The sequence below is a fragment of the Flavobacterium procerum genome (genome assembly GCF_042431625.1).
GTDB lineage: Bacteria > Bacteroidota > Bacteroidia > Flavobacteriales > Flavobacteriaceae > Flavobacterium > Flavobacterium procerum.
In genome coordinates this window covers 700987-718102 of record NZ_JBHLYW010000007.1, presented here as the reverse complement: position 1 = coordinate 718102, position 17116 = coordinate 700987, and the positions used below count along the sequence as shown (strand labels likewise).

At 34.1% G+C, this 17116-nt stretch carries 18 protein-coding genes; 15 read left to right on the top strand and 3 right to left on the bottom strand.

The window, feature by feature from the left end:
- The first annotated feature begins 81 nt into the window (after nucleotides 1–81).
- The 4 genes from ACFFLS_RS08780 to ACFFLS_RS08765 all read left to right on the top strand — a co-directional run bounded on the left by ACFFLS_RS08780 (nucleotide 82) and on the right by ACFFLS_RS08765 (nucleotide 3583).
- Nucleotides 82–1809: a M14 family metallopeptidase gene (locus tag ACFFLS_RS08780; protein WP_379686193.1), complete on the top strand. Its 1728-nt coding sequence runs from the start codon at nucleotides 82–84 to the stop codon at nucleotides 1807–1809.
- A 266-nt stretch (nucleotides 1810–2075) separates the two neighbouring features.
- Nucleotides 2076–2816, top strand: a complete 741-nt coding sequence (locus tag ACFFLS_RS08775) for a DUF6882 domain-containing protein (RefSeq protein WP_379686192.1) — start codon at nucleotides 2076–2078, stop codon at nucleotides 2814–2816.
- Nucleotides 2816–3151 (top strand): cyclic-phosphate processing receiver domain-containing protein, encoded by a 336-nt coding sequence (locus ACFFLS_RS08770; protein WP_379686190.1) that lies wholly within the window; start codon nucleotides 2816–2818, stop codon nucleotides 3149–3151. Before ACFFLS_RS08775 ends, ACFFLS_RS08770 begins: the two co-directional genes overlap by 1 nt.
- 21 nt (nucleotides 3152–3172) lie before the next feature.
- Nucleotides 3173–3583, top strand: coding sequence for a hypothetical protein (locus ACFFLS_RS08765; protein ID WP_379686189.1), 411 nt, complete (start codon nucleotides 3173–3175; stop codon nucleotides 3581–3583).
- A 301-nt stretch (nucleotides 3584–3884) separates the two neighbouring features.
- Here the strand turns inward: ACFFLS_RS08765 and ACFFLS_RS08760 are convergent, their stop codons facing one another.
- Entirely contained in the window at nucleotides 3885–4523 is a 639-nt protein-coding gene (locus tag ACFFLS_RS08760; protein ID WP_379686188.1) for an NUDIX hydrolase, read from the bottom strand.
- A gap of 7 nt (nucleotides 4524–4530) precedes the next feature.
- On the opposite strand from ACFFLS_RS08760, the gene pyrE reads away from it, so the two are divergent.
- The 3 genes from pyrE (at nucleotide 4531) to ACFFLS_RS08745 (ending at nucleotide 6532) form a co-directional block, all read left to right on the top strand.
- Nucleotides 4531–5175 carry an orotate phosphoribosyltransferase gene (gene pyrE / locus ACFFLS_RS08755; protein WP_379686186.1) on the top strand — a complete coding sequence of 215 codons (645 nt, stop codon included), beginning with the start codon at nucleotides 4531–4533 and terminating at the stop codon, nucleotides 5173–5175.
- Nucleotides 5176–5281: 106 nt separating this feature from the next.
- Nucleotides 5282–5674 carry an SRPBCC family protein gene (locus tag ACFFLS_RS08750; protein ID WP_379686185.1) on the top strand — a complete coding sequence of 131 codons (393 nt, stop codon included), beginning with the start codon at nucleotides 5282–5284 and terminating at the stop codon, nucleotides 5672–5674.
- Between the two features lie 204 nt (nucleotides 5675–5878).
- Nucleotides 5879–6532, top strand: a complete 654-nt coding sequence (locus tag ACFFLS_RS08745) for a hypothetical protein (protein ID WP_379686184.1) — start codon at nucleotides 5879–5881, stop codon at nucleotides 6530–6532.
- A gap of 98 nt (nucleotides 6533–6630) precedes the next feature.
- On the opposite strand, the gene ACFFLS_RS08740 is transcribed toward ACFFLS_RS08745, so the two are convergent.
- Nucleotides 6631–7359: a biotin--[acetyl-CoA-carboxylase] ligase gene (locus ACFFLS_RS08740; RefSeq protein WP_379686182.1), complete on the bottom strand. Its 729-nt coding sequence runs from the start codon at nucleotides 7357–7359 to the stop codon at nucleotides 6631–6633.
- A gap of 93 nt (nucleotides 7360–7452) precedes the next feature.
- On the opposite strand from ACFFLS_RS08740, the gene rsfS reads away from it, so the two are divergent.
- The 7 genes from rsfS (at nucleotide 7453) to ACFFLS_RS08705 (ending at nucleotide 13082) form a co-directional block, all read left to right on the top strand.
- Entirely contained in the window at nucleotides 7453–7824 is a 372-nt protein-coding gene (rsfS, locus tag ACFFLS_RS08735; RefSeq protein ID WP_007809313.1) for a ribosome silencing factor, read from the top strand.
- A 15-nt stretch (nucleotides 7825–7839) separates the two neighbouring features.
- Nucleotides 7840–9768 carry an ATP-dependent zinc metalloprotease FtsH gene (gene ftsH, locus ACFFLS_RS08730; protein WP_379686181.1) on the top strand — a complete coding sequence of 643 codons (1929 nt, stop codon included), beginning with the start codon at nucleotides 7840–7842 and terminating at the stop codon, nucleotides 9766–9768.
- A gap of 115 nt (nucleotides 9769–9883) precedes the next feature.
- A complete protein-coding gene (locus tag ACFFLS_RS08725; protein WP_379686179.1) occupies nucleotides 9884–10489 on the top strand; it encodes a lactate utilization protein B/C in 606 nt (201 codons plus the stop codon).
- 1 nt (nucleotide 10490) lies between these two features.
- Complete coding sequence (locus ACFFLS_RS08720; protein ID WP_379686177.1) at nucleotides 10491–11381, top strand: phosphatidate cytidylyltransferase; 891 nt, start codon at nucleotides 10491–10493, stop codon at nucleotides 11379–11381.
- Nucleotides 11371–12024: a phosphatidylserine decarboxylase family protein gene (locus ACFFLS_RS08715; protein WP_379686176.1), complete on the top strand. Its 654-nt coding sequence runs from the start codon at nucleotides 11371–11373 to the stop codon at nucleotides 12022–12024. The genes ACFFLS_RS08720 and ACFFLS_RS08715 overlap by 11 nt, the downstream gene beginning before the upstream one ends.
- Entirely contained in the window at nucleotides 12025–12294 is a 270-nt protein-coding gene (locus ACFFLS_RS08710) for an acyl-CoA-binding protein (RefSeq protein WP_379686174.1), read from the top strand.
- 8 nt (nucleotides 12295–12302) lie between these two features.
- A complete protein-coding gene (locus ACFFLS_RS08705) occupies nucleotides 12303–13082 on the top strand; it encodes a superoxide dismutase (RefSeq protein WP_379686172.1) in 780 nt (259 codons plus the stop codon).
- 54 nt (nucleotides 13083–13136) lie between these two features.
- On the opposite strand, the gene ACFFLS_RS08700 is transcribed toward ACFFLS_RS08705, so the two are convergent.
- Nucleotides 13137–15008 carry an alpha-amylase family glycosyl hydrolase gene (locus ACFFLS_RS08700; protein WP_379686170.1) on the bottom strand — a complete coding sequence of 624 codons (1872 nt, stop codon included), beginning with the start codon at nucleotides 15006–15008 and terminating at the stop codon, nucleotides 13137–13139.
- Between the two features lie 287 nt (nucleotides 15009–15295).
- Here ACFFLS_RS08700 and ACFFLS_RS08695 point away from each other — a divergent pair, with 287 nt between their 5' ends.
- Entirely contained in the window at nucleotides 15296–16957 is a 1662-nt protein-coding gene (locus tag ACFFLS_RS08695) for an OstA-like protein (protein ID WP_379686169.1), read from the top strand.
- Nucleotides 16958–17116: the final 159 nt, after the last annotated feature.

Here is a 17116-nt window from a genome sequence, read left to right as displayed (position 1 = left end):
ACCATTAAAGTATACAAAACCTGAAACTTGAAACCTGAAACAAATAAAAACCTATATTTGATTCTTCAAAAAACCAAAATCATGAAACTTCTTACCCTTCTCATTTCATTTTTTACAATTTCTCTTTTTGCTCAAAACAACAAAAAATACGATACTTTTTTTGAGAAAGGAAACGGAAATCAGGCAGCTGATTATTTTGAAGCCATTCGGTATTTTAAACTTTTGGCAAACGATTTTCCTACGATACAAATCAAAGAAATGGGATTAACAGATTCTGGTTATCCGTTGCATATGGTGACATTTAATCCGGATAAAGTGTTTGATTTTGATAAAATTCAGAAAACCAAAGCCGTTCTTTTTGTCAATAACGGAATTCATGCAGGAGAACCGGACGGAATCGACGCAACAATGCAATTCTACAGAGATCTGGCCACAGGAAAAATGAAAGCGCCGAAAAACACTGTTTTGGTTACCATTCCGGTTTATAATATTGGCGGTGCTTTGAATCGGAATTCTACAACTCGCGCCAATCAAGATGGACCAGAAGTTTATGGTTTTAGAGGAAATTCGAGAAATTACGATTTGAATCGCGATTTAATGAAATCGGACACCAGAAATACCAAAAGTTTTATTGAGATTTTCCAAAAAATAAATACCGATGTTTTTATTGACAATCATGTTAGCAATGGTTCTGATTATCAATACAAACTGACGTATATCATGACACAGCACAATAAACTCGGAACTGTTTTAGGCGATTTTATGAATAACGAAATGATGCCAGCTTTGGTAAAAGATCTTCAGAAAAAGAAAATCGAAACCACGCCTTATGTTGATTCGTTTAAAGATACGCCAGATAAAGGTTTTGGCCAGTTTGTTGATAGTCCAAGATACACAACGGGTTACACTTCTCTATTTAATACAATCGGTTTTGTGGTCGAAACCCATATGTTGAAAAAATACGCCGAACGCGTAAAAATGACGTATGAATACATGAAATCGACTTTGGATTTTACCGATGCCAATTATCAGAAAATCAAAGAACTTCGTGTAAAAAACCTGGAGCAATACCAACCTAAAAAATCTTATACTTTAAAATGGGAAATGGACAGTACGAAAACAACAAAATTCACATTTTTAGGTTACGAAGCTGGCTACAAAAAAAGCGAAGCCACAACTGGAGATCGTTTGTATTACGACAGAAACAAACCTTATAAAAAAGATGTTCCGTATATCAAAGAATTCAAATCGCAAAAAGAAGTTGTTATCCCGTCTGCTTATATCATGCCGCGTGGTTATTGGAATATTGTTGACTTGCTGAAAAACAATAACATCTCGTTTACCGAAATTAAAAACGACACGATAATTGAAGTAGAAAGTTACCGAATTGCCGATTTTAAAACGGTACCTTCTGCTTACGAAGGCCATTATCTACATCGAAACACAACTGTAACTTCTAAAATGGTGAAAATGAATTTTGCCAAAGGAGATTACTATATTCCGACAAACCAAAAAGGCGTTAAATATCTTTTGGAAGCTTTTGAACCCGAAGGTGTAGATTCATTCTTCAATTGGAATTTCTTCGATGCTATTTTACAGCAAAAAGAACATTACTCAGAATATATTTTTGAAGATACGGCAGCACAACTTTTAAAAGACAATCAAAATCTAAAAGCAGAATTAGAAACTAAAAAACAAAATGACCGCGAGTTTGCTAAAAATCCAGAAGCGCAGTTGAATTGGATTTACAAACATTCTGTTTATTATGAAAAGGCACATATGCAGTATCCTGTTTATCGTGTTTTATAGTTTTTTTTTTAACCGCAAAGTCCGCTAGTTTTTTTGATTTTGATTGAGTTTGACTTCCGATAAGAACGCAAAACTGTGCGTTTAGATCTTTATCAAAGTTTGGCTAAAGCCATTTTCCTTTTCCATTTAAATTTATCATCCAGCTAAAGCTGGACACAATTCAATTTTCTAACAATGAGCCTTATATTTAATTATGTTTTTCTGACTTATTTTAAAAATCCTATATTTGAAAACATCAATTTTAAATTATAAAAAATCATAACTAAATGGGACTATTCAACAACTTTTTTAAAAAGAAAGAAGACAACACAGAATCAGCACTTAAGCCAGAAAATGGAAGTATTTATTTTACTTCTGAAAATGATTTTTTAGAAAAATACGGCGCTCTTGCATTAGAAAAACAAAGAAATTTACATAACGTAACAGGCGGTCTTTCGTGGAATGTAAATATGGATACCGAGGAAATCACTTTTGGAGAAGATCTTACTTTTTCGATGCAGGTTTTGGGTTCTTTTTCGCATTCTTCTGAAACCTGGCTTTGGCTTTGGGAAAATAAAGCAGGCGGTTATGCAGAATCTGTCATGAAAGAGGCGCTTTTATTGAAACAATATGGAGAAGAGAATAATATCGATTTATTGACCGTTGGTAAATTTGATGCTGTTCCTAATGATTTACATCTTATTGGAATGATTGCTACTACTATGTTTAATTTAAGCGGTTATTATCTTGGAAATTATGGACAGGGAACGATGGTTGTTACGATAAAAGATGAATCGATAGACAATACAGAAAGCGAAGAATTCTCAAGAATTTTGACTGTTTTTCCAGAATTGATTTCAACATTTGAAATTCAGAATCACAAAAATGCTTTTACCAATTATTTAGCGCAAAAAGGCTTCGAACTGACTCCAAATGGAAATGAAGTTAAAGCAGAAAAAGACGGAAATGTAATTAATGCTGCTTTTAATGAAAATAATCTCTTGATTAATTTAAATGCTAATTCTTAATGTCATACAAACTTTTTCTCGACGACATTAGGGATGTAAATATGATTTATAAAAAACTAACTAATGATGATTTTGTGATAGTTCGAAATTTCCATGATTTCAAAAAAGCAATTCTCGAAAAAGGGCTTCCTGAATTGATTAGTTTTGATAATGATTTAGGACTTGATGAAAACGACAATCTTGCCGAAGATGGTTACGCTTGTGCCAAATGGCTGGTTTACGAATCTGGGCTAGATTTACAGCATCTAAAATTCAACGTTCATTCTGCTAATCCTGTTGCAAGTGTGCAAATTCAAAGTTTGCTTGATAATTATATTAAACATTTAAGAGGTTAATTCTAATAAACAAATTAAATTATGAGAGTTATAAAAATTACAATTTTGCTATTTGCAATTGTTTTCTCAACTAATTTATTGTCTGCTCAAGAAAAAGAAGAGCAAATAATAAAGGCTATTTCTTTTGAAAAAGGCGAAATCATTTTAAATAACAAAATTGCATTTTTCTATTTGAAAGACGGCAACAACTTTAGCATTTCGGATCTGAAAAACAAGGAAGTAATCTCGGGACAAATTAATTCTGTTGGAAATGGGAAATTTTCGAGCATAATTACCTTTATTGCATCCGATAAAAAATTCTCAAACGAAAGGATCATAGGGCGAAATGATTTAATATTTGCTTTGGCTGAAAACAATGTAATTAAGGAAGATTTTAGAATTGATGAGGTAAAACTTGCGAGTTTTATCGAAAAATATAATCAGTTGAAGTAAGTAATCCTATTTGATTGTGTTTCGGTGTTTTTCTTTTCAATGCAATTCAAAAAGACATGAGCATCAAACTCACAACAGCAAATAACTTGAAACTTGAAACAAATTCAAACAAAGCATATCTCCGCGTGAGGGATAGAGCTAAGCTACCGAAGTAGCAGCGAAAGCCCGACAGCAATTAAAAAAAGACCCAATGAACGCAAAGTTGATTGGGTCTTTTTTTAATTGGTGGCACGCCATAATTCTAAGATACTAAGATACTAAGATAATGAGACGCTAAGATGCTAAGTTTTTTTTAAGCCTCTTAAGATTCTAAGTTTTCTTTTTTTGGTTTCAAATCTAATGGAGCCTGATTGTCTTCTTCAAACAACAATTTAATATTCTCATACGATTTTTTTAGTGCTTCCTTAATCTGTTCGGGATTTAGCCAAGCCACTTTTTCGATTCCTTCTTCTATTTGTCCGTGTGGAGTTCCTTCAAAATCAGACTGCATTTCGAACCAATGCGTGATTTTGAGTTTATACTTTCCGTTGCGTTTAAAGATATGATAGGTTTTTTGAAGTTTGTTCGTAATACGAAGCTGGTTTACCCCTGTCTCCTCCTCTACCTCACGCATAGCCGTCGCTTCGATGTCTTCCCCTTTCTCGATTCCGCCTTTTGGGAGGTCCCATTTTCCGTTTCTAAAGATAAACAAGACTTCGCCTTTTTTATTGTAGACAAAGCCTCCGCCCGCTTTATTCACCGGAATTTTGGCTTTAAGGGTTTTCATCATTTCACTTTCGTCGGGATGATATAAAATGGCTTTTTGAATTTTATTTTGAAAAATTTTTATAATAAGCTGCTCGATATCAATACTTTCCAACAAGAACAATTGAAAATCTGTTTCCTTTGAGATTTCATTTGTCAAAAAAAGTGGTTTGTCGTTTACAAAAACTTTATACATTTGTACTATGATTTTTAATAAAGATACTGCCGAAAAAACAGCCGAATTGCTTTTGCAAATAAATGCAATTAAATTGAATCCCGAAAATCCTTTTACATGGGCTTCTGGTTGGAAATCTCCTATTTATTGCGATAATAGGATGATTCTTTCATTTCCGAGCATCAGAAATTATGTTCGTGATGAGTTTGCTAAGAACATCGAAAAACAGTTTGGAAAGCCTGATGTCATTGCTGGCGTCGCTACTGGAGCCATTGGAGTTGGTATTCTGGTTGCCGAAAGTTTAGGGCTTCCTTTTGTATATGTACGTCCGGAACCAAAAAAACACGGAAGACAAAACCAAGTTGAAGGTTTTTTACAAAAAGGACAAAATGTTGTAGTTGTTGAAGATTTAATCAGCACAGGAAAAAGCAGCTTAATGGCTGTGGAAGCTTTAAGAAGCGAAGGCGCTAATGTCAAAGGTATGGCTGCTATTTTTACTTACGGTTTTGGTGTTGCTGAAGAAAACTTCAAAGAAGCTAATATTGATTTATTCACATTAAGCAACTACGAAAATCTATTAGATTTAGCTGTTCAAAAACAATACATAACAGAAGACCAACAGTCTACTTTGCTTGAATGGAACGAAAGTCCATCAACTTGGGGACAGGAGTAATTTTAGATTTTAGATTTTCTAAAAGTTGCTTTGCTCCTTTTGGAATTTGGGATTTATTAATTTGGAATTTATTTTTGATTCCAGAAACAAATAAAAAAAATATTATATGAACTTAGAAAGTCCAAAAGTTACAGTTCAGAAATCAGCTCAGGATCTTTTTGATCAATTATCTGATGTACGAAATTTTGAAAAATTAATGCCGGATAACATCGCTAAATTTGAAGTAACCGGAGAAGACTCTTTTATTTTTGGATTGAAAGGCATGCCAGAAATCAAATTAAAAATGAAAGACAAAACAGCTCCAAACAAAATTGTTTTGGGTGCTGCTAGTGACAAGCTTCCATTTACACTAACTTCAAACATTGATACCGTGTCTGATTCAGAAAGTGCAGTTCAGTTATTTTTTGAAGGAGAGTTTAACGCGATGATGGCGATGATGGTTAAAGGTCCTATCAGCAAGTTTATCGAAACTTTAGCAAACAATATGCACAAGTTGTAATTGTAAAGCAAGAAATACCCCGAAAGCCCAATCATTTGATTGGGCTTTTTTTGTTCAAAAGAAGAACCTATGAACCTTTGCAACTTTGAACCTTTGAATCTTAAAAAAAACATTTCATCCTAGAAAAACTACAGTTCAGAACTATTAATTATTCCGCATCATTTTTTTGACCGAAGTTTGATCCATAAACTAAAACAAACCAAAATGGAAACAACAATCAAAACTATAATTTACATTCATGCATTTTTTGGAGGAATCGGATTAATAAGCGGTATTGGAAGTATTGTCGCAAAAAAAGGAAGCCCATTACATAAAAAAATGGGAAAGCTTTTTTCTGTCGGAATGCTTGTAAGCAGCCTGCTTTCGCTTCCAATCTGTTTAATGCCAAAACATCAGAATATCTTTTCATTTCTTGTCGGACTGTTTACCATCTATCTTGTAATTTCGGGTAATCGATTTTTGTCATTCAAAAACAAAACCAAAGCCGACTTTACCGATAAACTAATCTCAGGAAGCATGCTTTTCTGTTCTGTAATAATGGTAGCTCTTGGAATTTACTGTCAGCTGAAAGGCATTCAAAACGGAATATTATTCACTTTCTTCGGCGGATTTGGTCTTTATATGACTGTAAAAGATTTTCTGTTCTTCAAAAACGTTTCTGCAGGAAATACTAAATGGCTTTCAAAACATATCGGAAAAATGTCTGGAGCTCTAATTGCGTCTATCACAGCTTTTATCGTTGCCGGAATGGGTTTGGGGAATATTACAGCTTGGATGCTTCCTTCTGTAATCGGAACCTTCTACATCATTTACTGGAACAGAAAAATAGAACCTAAAAAGAGACTTTCAGAAGTTTAAGGCAATTAAAACAACAGCAATGCGAAATATTTTACTTGAAATGATTTTTTTCTCAACGATTTAGATACTTACAGAAATCAGTTTTTAAAAACAATAATTTAATAAAGCATCTTGATTTCCTTAATATCAAACTCAGAAACAGAATCATCTTCAAGTAAAATCTGTATTTTTCCAACAGAAGAGACACCTTGAATAATTCCCATAAAATTACGGTCTTCAAGGTTTTTAAAAGGCATCGGCACGCCTTTTCGGAATAACGAATTGAAATAATCCTGCCAAAACACATAAGATGAACGCTCCCATAACGCAATTTTTTCTTTGATTTTATCTGTTATCAAAGCTGGAAATATTTCTTTGTCTACAGTTTTATTTAAGATAACGCAGAGCGAAGAAGCTTGAGGCAATTCTCCAAAATTAGTCTGGTTTACATTTAGTCCCAAACCAACGACTGACACAATTCTGCCATCACTTTTGATAGTATTTTCGATAAGTATGCCACCAATTTTTTTATTATATGACATAATGTCGTTTGGCCATTTAATACTTAATTCGGGAATATTAAGCGATTTTAAAACTTCAATTACACTTAATGAAACAATAACACTCAAATTAAAAACCTGCTCATTATCAAACAAAAAATCTTTAACCAAGGTACTCATAATTAAGTTCTTACCTTTCTCAGATTCCCATTTAGAACCTCGTTGCCCTTTTCCTTTAGTCTGATTTTCAGCCGTTACGACGATAAAATTCTCCAGTTCGTCCTGAGTAGATAGCGATTTTAAAAAATCATTTGTCGAATCTATGGCATCGAGTTTGATTAACTTCATTACAATAATTTAAATAACTTAATTTAATATTTTGTTAAGGTTCAAAAATAATCACAAAATTTGGTAACTTTACAAATTCATATAAAATAATTCATGGCGAAAAAGACTATTAATAATGATGTTCTGCTGGCGAACATAATCAAAGGGATTGAGGAAGTAAAAGGAAATGATATCGACATTCTTGACTTAAGAGAAATAGATACTGCGGTATGCGATTATTTCGTAATCTGCAACGGTAGCTCAAATACCCAAGTTAACGCCATCGTAAACTCAATTCAAAAAACTGTATCAAAAGACTTAAAAGATAAGCCTTGGCACGTAGAAGGAACCGATAACGCAGAATGGGTTTTAATGGATTATGTACACATTGTGGTACATGTTTTCCAGAAACACATTCGCGAATATTACAACATCGAAAGCCTATGGGGCGATGCCAAAATAACTACAATCGAAAATAAATACTAAAGAAACTTTCATTAAATGGCTAAAGATAATAATCCAAATCCGAATAAATTTAGAATAAGTCCTTGGTTAATATATACCGCAATACTTTTAGTTTTTTTATTCATAAGTTTTGCAACCGGAGGATCAAGCATAAGCGAACCCGCACAATTAAAATCGTCTGACATAGATAATTTGTTAGCCAAAGGAGAAATTAAAAGCGTTACCATCTTTAACAATAAAGATGCTGAAATCTTTCTTACTGACGAAGCCTTAAAAGACCCATCTAATAAAAAAATAGCAAAAGATATTTTTGAAAGACCAAACAAAGGTCCTCACTATACTGCAAAATTTGGTGATCTGAAATCTTTTCAGGACAAACTAGACAGAGCAAAAGCTGAAAAAAAATTAGTTGGAGGTTACGATTTTAAAGAAGCAAACAATTGGAGCGATATCTTAATTGGCCTACTTCCTATCATCATCATTGTTGGTGTTTGGCTTTTCATCATGCGTAAAATGTCTGGCGGAGGCGCTGGCGGAGGCGGACAGATTTTCAATATCGGAAAATCTAAAGCTAAATTATTCGACGAAAAAACAGACATCAAAACAACGTTTAAAGATGTTGCAGGTCTAGAAGGTGCAAAAGAAGAAATTCAGGAAATTGTAGAATTCCTTAAAAACCCAGAAAAATATACCAACCTTGGAGGAAAAATCCCAAAAGGAGCTTTATTGGTAGGGCCTCCGGGAACTGGTAAAACTTTATTAGCAAAAGCTGTTGCTGGCGAAGCGCAAGTACCATTTTTCTCTTTGTCAGGTTCTGACTTTGTTGAAATGTTCGTTGGAGTTGGTGCTTCACGTGTACGTGATTTGTTCAAACAAGCAAAAGAAAAATCTCCTGCTATTATTTTCATCGATGAGATTGATGCTGTTGGTAGAGCAAGAGGAAAAAGCAATATGTCTGGAGGAAATGACGAAAGAGAAAACACATTGAACCAATTACTAACAGAAATGGACGGTTTTGGAACAAATTCAAATGTGATTGTTTTAGCGGCAACCAACAGAGCAGACGTATTAGACAAAGCCTTAATGCGAGCGGGACGTTTTGACAGACAGATTTTTGTTGACTTACCAGACATTCGCGAAAGAGCTGAAATCTTTGCAGTACACTTGGCTCCAATCAAAAAAGTTGAAGGCCTTGATTTAGATTTCTTAGCAAAACAAACTCCGGGATTCTCAGGTGCAGATATTGCAAATGTTTGTAATGAAGCCGCTCTTATTGCGGCACGTAATAACAAACCTGCCGTAGACAGACAAGATTTCTTAGATGCAGTAGACAGAATTATTGGTGGTCTTGAAAAGAAAAATAAAATCATCACTCCTGATGAGAAAAGAGCAATTGCAATTCACGAAGCTGGTCACGCAACTGTGAGCTGGATGCTGGAACATGCTGCGCCACTTATCAAAGTTACAATTGTTCCTCGCGGACAAAGTTTAGGAGCTGCTTGGTACTTGCCAGAAGAAAGACAAATCGTAAGAACAGATCAGATGTTAGACGAAATGTGTGCTACAATGGGCGGAAGAGCAGCAGAAAAGGTAACATTTGACAGAATTTCTACAGGAGCTTTAAGTGATTTAGAAAAAGTAACACGCCAAGCTCGTGCAATGGTAACGATTTACGGATTGAATGATAAAATCGGAAACGTTACGTATTACGATTCAACTGGTCAAAGCGAATACAATTTCTCTAAACCATATTCTGATGAAACAGCAAAAATCATTGATGCTGAAATTTCAGAGTTAATCGAAGGACAATATCAGAGAGCTATTCAGATATTAGAAGAAAACAAAGACAAACTAAACCAGCTTGCTGATATCTTAATTGAAAAAGAGGTAATCTTTAAAGATGATCTCGAAACGATTTTTGGAAAACGTACTTGGGATAAAAATTTAGAAGAGGTAGTTTCATAAATTAGCATCAAATAAGGAATATTTTTTAAAATCTTAATTCAAAACAGGCTTTTGAATTAAGATTTTTTTATCTTTGAACGTTTTCAATTAACATGTAAAGTATTTCACATAAAAAATGAATTTTTTCAGAAAAATATTTGGTTCAGGTGAAGCCTCTTCTGATGAAGAGAGTGAAAGCGAATACGCCGGAACCTCTGCCCAAAACAGTCATTTATCTTTAGACGAACAATTCATTTTCAATTTTAAGAAAAATGGAGGTAAATTCTTGTATTGTGAAAATAAAACAGAGGTTACTGAACAGTTTGAAAACATTTTAGAAGAGAACGACTGGTTTGAACAAGAAGCTTTATGTTATGAACCTGCTTTATTTGGCTTATTAGATGAAAACAAGTTATTTTATATCGCGCCTTCTAATCCAAAATTCTTATTAGCGAGCTGTGAAAATCTTATAGCCGACGAAGGTTCCATTTTATTTTCATCCAGACAAATTCGACAAAACAAACCAAACGAATTACCCGCTAATATTGTCATTATAGCCACCACAAGCCAGATTCTTCCTATGAAGAGCGATGGACTAAGCGCTATAAAACGCAAATACGAAAGAGACTATCCAACCAATATCACTACAATAAAATATTTCGAAAAAGCAAAAGAAGAAGACTTTACACAATACGGAAGTGTTGCCAAGAACCTTTATTTATTGCTTTTAGAGGATCTTTAAGATGAACGAAACACTCAAGAGAACCATTTCTGGTGCTGTTTATATCGCTTTGTTGTTAACGTCAATCTTGTTTTCGACTGAAAGCTTTATTCTCCTTTTTGGTCTTTTTTTAGTTATTACAATTTACGAATTCAGCAACATAGTAAACCTCAATAAAATTTTCTCGATTTTATTCGGCGTCCTTTTATATTCGTGTATTCTGCTCGTAAGCCACTACAATAAGCAGACGACAGAATTTATCAATTCTAATTTTGGTGCTAATGTGGATTTAAAAACCAATATTCAGCAATTAGACTTGGTTTTATTGGCAGTTACCATTGTCGTTTCTATAAAATGCATTATTTTCTTATTTTATGATTCCGTTCAAAAAATAAGCATTTCATCAAAATATTTATATCTGCTAGGATATATCACCCTACCTTTTGTATTCATTGTGAAAATTTCTTTTGGGACAAACGATTACAATCCTAAAATTATTCTCGGTCTCTTCATTTTGATATGGACTAATGATACTTTTGCCTATCTGGTCGGAAAATCAATAGGAAAACATAAGCTTTTTGAGCGTGTTTCTCCTAAAAAGACCATTGAAGGTTTTCTGGGAGGTGCTGTTTTTGCAGCACTTGCTGGGTATTTAATTTCAAATTTTTACATTCAGCCGACAGCAGAATTCAGCGGTAGGTCGATTTTGATTTGGACAGGAATCGCCGTAATCGTCAGTATTTTTGGAACTATCGGAGATTTAATCGAATCAAAATTTAAACGTATAGCCGGCATAAAAGACAGTGGCTCGATAATGCCTGGACACGGAGGTATTTTAGATCGACTAGATAGTGTTATATTTGTTGCACCAATTATATTTTTATTTTATCAAATTTTATATTATGTTTCATAAAGAAGGAGGTCCGTCCATTTTATTAGGTACAGTTTTTACTGTCGCATTGATTTTAATTGCTGAAAAATTTATAGATATCTATTGGCTGCGCATGCTGGTACAAATTGCAGCGCTTGTGATACTTGTTATTATTTTACAGTTTTTTAGAAATCCGAAAAGAATTGCAGTCAGAAACAGTGGTCATATCTTGGCTCCGGTTGATGGGAAAGTTGTGGTAATTGAAGAAGTTTACGAAGGTGAATACTTTAAAGATAAACGTCTACAGGTTTCTATTTTTATGTCGCCAATCAATGTTCATGTTACCCGTTATGCAATGGACGGAATTATAAAATTCAGTAAATACCATCCTGGAAAATTTTTGGTAGCTTGGCATCCAAAAGCAAGTGAGGAAAACGAAAGAACAACTGTAGTAATTGAAAACGAAACTTTTGGCGCAATTTTGTACCGTCAGATTGCGGGTGCATTGGCTAGAAGAATTGTTAATTACGCACAAGAAGGAATGCAGGTAGTACAAGGAACCGATGCTGGATTTATAAAATTTGGTTCGAGAGTAGATTTATTTTTACCTTTAGGCACACCTGTCGATGTAGTACTTGGACAAAAAGCAGTTGGAGGTAAAACCATTATCGCTTCAAAAGGTTAAATGACGAATAAAGATTTAGATACTCGTTTTGAAGAGGCCGTAGAAATTGCCATGAAAATGACTCAGGCTTCGTTGCCACAAGATGTGCAACTGCGTCTTTACGCCTTTTATAAACAAGCAACTTTTGGAACAGCTGTTTCTAATCAATCTGAAAATTTTGATTTGAGAAATGCATTTAAAACCAATGCATGGATTCAGATCAGCCATTTATCAATCGACGAAGCCAAGGAAAACTACATCGAAATCATTAATTCATTAATCTCAAAATAGATGTCATCATGAAGAAGTATCTTGTTATTTGCAGCATTTTTACTTCATTTTTACTTTTATTTTCCTGTAAAGATGATAAACTGGTTGAAGTAGTCGAAGTTCCACTGCCTACAAAGGAAGAAAAAATTATTATTGGCGCTCCTACTGATGTAAAAGCAGATCCTGGTTCGTTTGAAATGACGAAACTGCCATTTGCTTACGATGCACTGGCTCCGGCAATCAGAACGCTTACTTTAGAAACACATTATTCTAAGCATTATTTGTCGTATACAAATAACTTCAATAAAGAAATTGTATCGACAGAATTTGAAAATATGCCTATTGAAGACATTTTAAAAAAAATGGACTTAAATAATGTGAAGCTTCGTCAGAATGCGGGTGGTTACTACAATCACACTCTTTATTTTAATGTATTGACACCAAAAGAACAAACGCCAAAAGATACTTTGGCAGGTTCTATTAGTAAAGAATTCGGTTCTTTTAATAATCTGACAAATCAGTTTAAAGGACAAGCCGAAAAGCAGTTTGGCTCAGGTTGGGTCTGGCTCGTTGTTGACCGCTACGGAAAACTACAAATTACAACGACAGAAAATCAGGATAACCCATTAATGAGAAACGCTTTGATTCCGGGAACGCCTATTTTAGGAATAGATCTTTGGGAACATGCTTACTATTTAGATTATCAAAACAGAAAAGGCAGTTATATTGATGCTTTTTATGAACATATTAATTGGGAAAAAGTCAACGAATATTATATTGAAGCCTTGAAAAAGGTCAAAAAAGTCTAAAACAAAAAAGCTGCTAATTAATTTAGCAGCTTTTTTGTTTCATACCCTAAAATATCACTTCAATTCATAAATCAATGATTCAGATGGATTAAGTTTTACATACATTTTTCCTTCACCATTTTTAACCGTTAAATACGTTTTGCTTTTTAAATACAACTGATCAGCCAGCACATACGAACCGTCTGTTAAATCCCATTTCTTAATGACATCCACAGGAATTATCAATTCAAATTCGCTCGTTTTTTCAGAAGAAAAATTTACGGTGATGATCAGTTTTTGATTTTCAGTCCAACGTGTATACGAATACACCAAAGAATCATACGCAACAGATTTATTGCGATTTACTGTTTGAATTTCTTTAAAACTTCCCATTAAAGCCGGACTTTTGATGGTGAAATTTAATAAGCGTTTGTAAAAATCACGTAGCTTTTTTTCGGAATCAGAAAGTTGTCCGCCATCAAATTTGCCGTCATTCATCCATCTTTGATGATTAGGAACGCCGATATAATCAAAAATAGAAGTTCTAGAACGCTTTCCAAATCCTGCATCTTCATCTCCTGCCTCTCCTACTTCCTGCCCAAAATATATCATAGTTGGCGAAGTGCTAATGGTTGCCGAAACCACCATCAAAGGTTTTCCTCTTTCGGGACTTCCAGCAAATTCAGGACTTGCCAAACGCTGTTCGTCATGATTGTCTAGAAAATGAAGCATATGATGCTCGATATCAGACATACCGTTTTGAATTGCAGTCAATTCATCTGGAGAAGATTTCCCTCTAATGATATCCTTAAGCTTATCATAAGTCTCTACTTTATCATACAAATAATCCATTTTTCCTAAATGGATGTAATTTCGATATTCATTTGGATTATAGACTTCAGCTAATAAAAATGCATTCGGATTTTTTGCTTTAATAGCCGAGTTCATATAACTCCAAAATTCATACGGAACCATTTCGGCCATATCATATCTAAATCCGTCTACACCTTTTGCAGTCCAAAATATCGCTATATCTTTAAACTTTTTCCAAGAATTGGGAACGTCTTTGTTCTGCCAAAAAGCAAAATGTTCTTGAACAGATTTCTGATCAAAACCAGCAGGAAGTTCTGGAAAATCTTTCGTACCGTCGGGTTTTAGACCGTAATTTACTTTTACAGTTTCGTACCAATCATTCTGATCTGGTTTGGCTTTACGGGAACCGTTTCCTGTCCATTTCGCAGGATTTTCATCAAACTTACCGTCAATCAAAGGATTTTTCTCTCCATTTAAAGGCAAAACATTATCAGGAATTTCAAAGTGCTGGTTGGGTATGTAGTAAAAATTATTGTCTCCTTTATATTCCACCGAAACGTCATCAGCTGCACCGAAATCACTCACCCCTTCAGGATTATTTTTACCTTCGTACTTTCTCGCAATATGATTTGGCACAATATCAATGATTACTTTCAAACCGGCTTTATGCGTACGAGAAATCAATGCTTCAAATTCCTGCAACCTTTCAGCCGGATTTACGGCTAAATCCGGATTTACATTGTAATAATCTTTTACAGCATAAGGCGATCCAGCTCTTCCTTTTACTACTTCAGGATCATCATTAGAAATTCCAAAAGCAGTATAATCTCTTACGACTGCATGATGTGGCACTCCCGTATACCAGATATAAGAAACCCCAAGATCCTTTATTTCACGAAGTGCTTTATCGGTAAAATCATTAAATTTTCCAACGCCATTTTCTTCTATAGTTCCCCAAGGCTTGTTTGTTGTATTTTTATTTCCAAACAAACGTGTGAAAACCTGATAGACCACAACTTTTTTTTCTGTTGTGGCTTTCTCTTTTGCTGAACTCATTTTCAAATCTTTTGTTTTGCAGGCAGAAAACAGTACAGTTAATGCTATTCCGGTTACAATTATTTTTTTATTTACCATATATTTTAGGCGATTCTTAACTTGTGATACTAACACAATACCACTTAAAAAATTAAAACTAATTTCTAAATGTAATTCATTTTTCAAAATTCAGTGTACAGTCTCCTCAAAATGCTCTCTCTTAAATCTAAAATAGCACAACTACAACGTGAGAGTTTGGGGTTTTGTTGAAAAAATAAATGATGCTCAGCTTCTTAATTAAACTGTTCATGACTAATTATAAATTAATCTTAATAACAATCTAAGGTTATTAGCTTTTTCATAAATTTGACAAAAAATTTAATCAGTTGAAGAAATCACTCTTTTTTATATCCTGTCTTGTTATCTTAAGCATTCAGTTCACTTTCGCGCAGGCGAAAAAAACAAGTCCAAAACAGATTCATATAGAGCATGCCGATAATTTTGAGCGAAATGAGGAGTTAGTTCCTGGTGCAGTGCTTTTGAGCGGAAATGTAAAAGTTGATCATGATGGTGTAGTGCTTACTTGCAACAAGGCTTATGTTTTTCAGAAAGAAAACTACCTTAAAGCTTTCGGAAACGTACAGCTGGTACAAGGCGACACCTTGTTTCTAAACAGCAAATATGCAGAATATAACGGTGACCTAAAAAAAGCTTTTGCTACCGGAGATGCTGTAATGACTTCTCCCGACGCCACTTTACAAACCGATACAATCAATTTTGATCGCAATTTACAGCAAGCCTTTTATAATACGAAAGGAACAATAATCAATAAGGAAAACACTTTGGTAAGTAAATCTGGAAGGTATTTTGCTGAGGAAAAAAAGTTTCGTTTTTTGACAGAAGTTACTATTACCAATCCGAAATACGTTATCAAATCAAATCATTTGGATTATTACAGTAATTCGGGGCATACTTATCTATTGGGACCTTCTACAATCACCAGTAAAACCAATTATATTTATACAGAAAAAGGCTTTTACGACACCAAGAAAAATCTTGCTCATTTTTTGCGAAAATCTTACATAAAATATGATGACCGGCGTATCGAAGGCGATAGCTTGTTTTATAATCGAAATACAGAATTTGCATCGGCTACTCGAAACGTAAAAATTACCGACTCGATTAATCGCGGAATAGTAAAAGGCCATTATGCAGAGCTTTACAAGCTTAAAGATTCTATGTTTGTGACGAAAAGAGCTGTAGCAGTTAATTTTGTCGAAAATGACTCTGTTTACATCCACGGAAAAAAACTTCTGGTTACAGGAAAAGAAGGTGAACGAATTTTAAGAGCTTTTAATAACGTTCGCTTTTACAAAATAGATATGAGCGGTAAATGTGATTCTATTCATTCCAACTCAAAAACAGCCCTTACAAAGTTAATCGGAAAACCGATTTTATGGAATGGCGAAAGTCAGATTACTGGCGATGTTATGCATTTAATAGGCGATAATACAACCCGAAAAATCGATTCTTTGAAAGTATTGAACAATACTTTTATGATTTCCAAAGACACACTCGGAACTGGTTACAATCAAGTCAAGGGACTCAATTTGTTTGGAAAATTCCGGGATGGAAAACTTCATGATGTGGATGTAATCAAAAATACAGAAGTGGTCTATTTTATGCGGAATGATGCAAATGAACTCATTGGAATCAATAAAAATGTAAGCAGTAAAATTAATTTGATTTTAGAGAATAATGCTGTAGAAACCATTACATTCTTTAATAAAGTCGACGGTGATATTTATCCTGAAGACGAACTTCCTGAAAATGCTCGAAAACTCAAAGGAATGGTTTGGCGTGGCGATGAACGAATAAAATCAAAAGACGATATTTTTACTGAAGAAGACAACGAACTCAATGAAAAACTAATTAAAGAAGGTAAAGAAGAGGAAGAAAAAGGCAAAAACGTTCCGATAAAAGTCAGAAAAGAAACCTTGAATTATGATAAAAAGAAAACTGCTCCTGCTGTTAAAGGCAAAAAGTAGTTTCAATTCTTTATTTACAATTTAGACAAGAAAGCTTTGATACGAGTTACAAAACTTAACCTAAGCCTAAAGTTGAAACCCTAGAATCTTAGTACATTTATCACTTTGAATCTAAAAGTCTCAACAACATAAAGTTAAAAACACAACTTAGAATCGCAG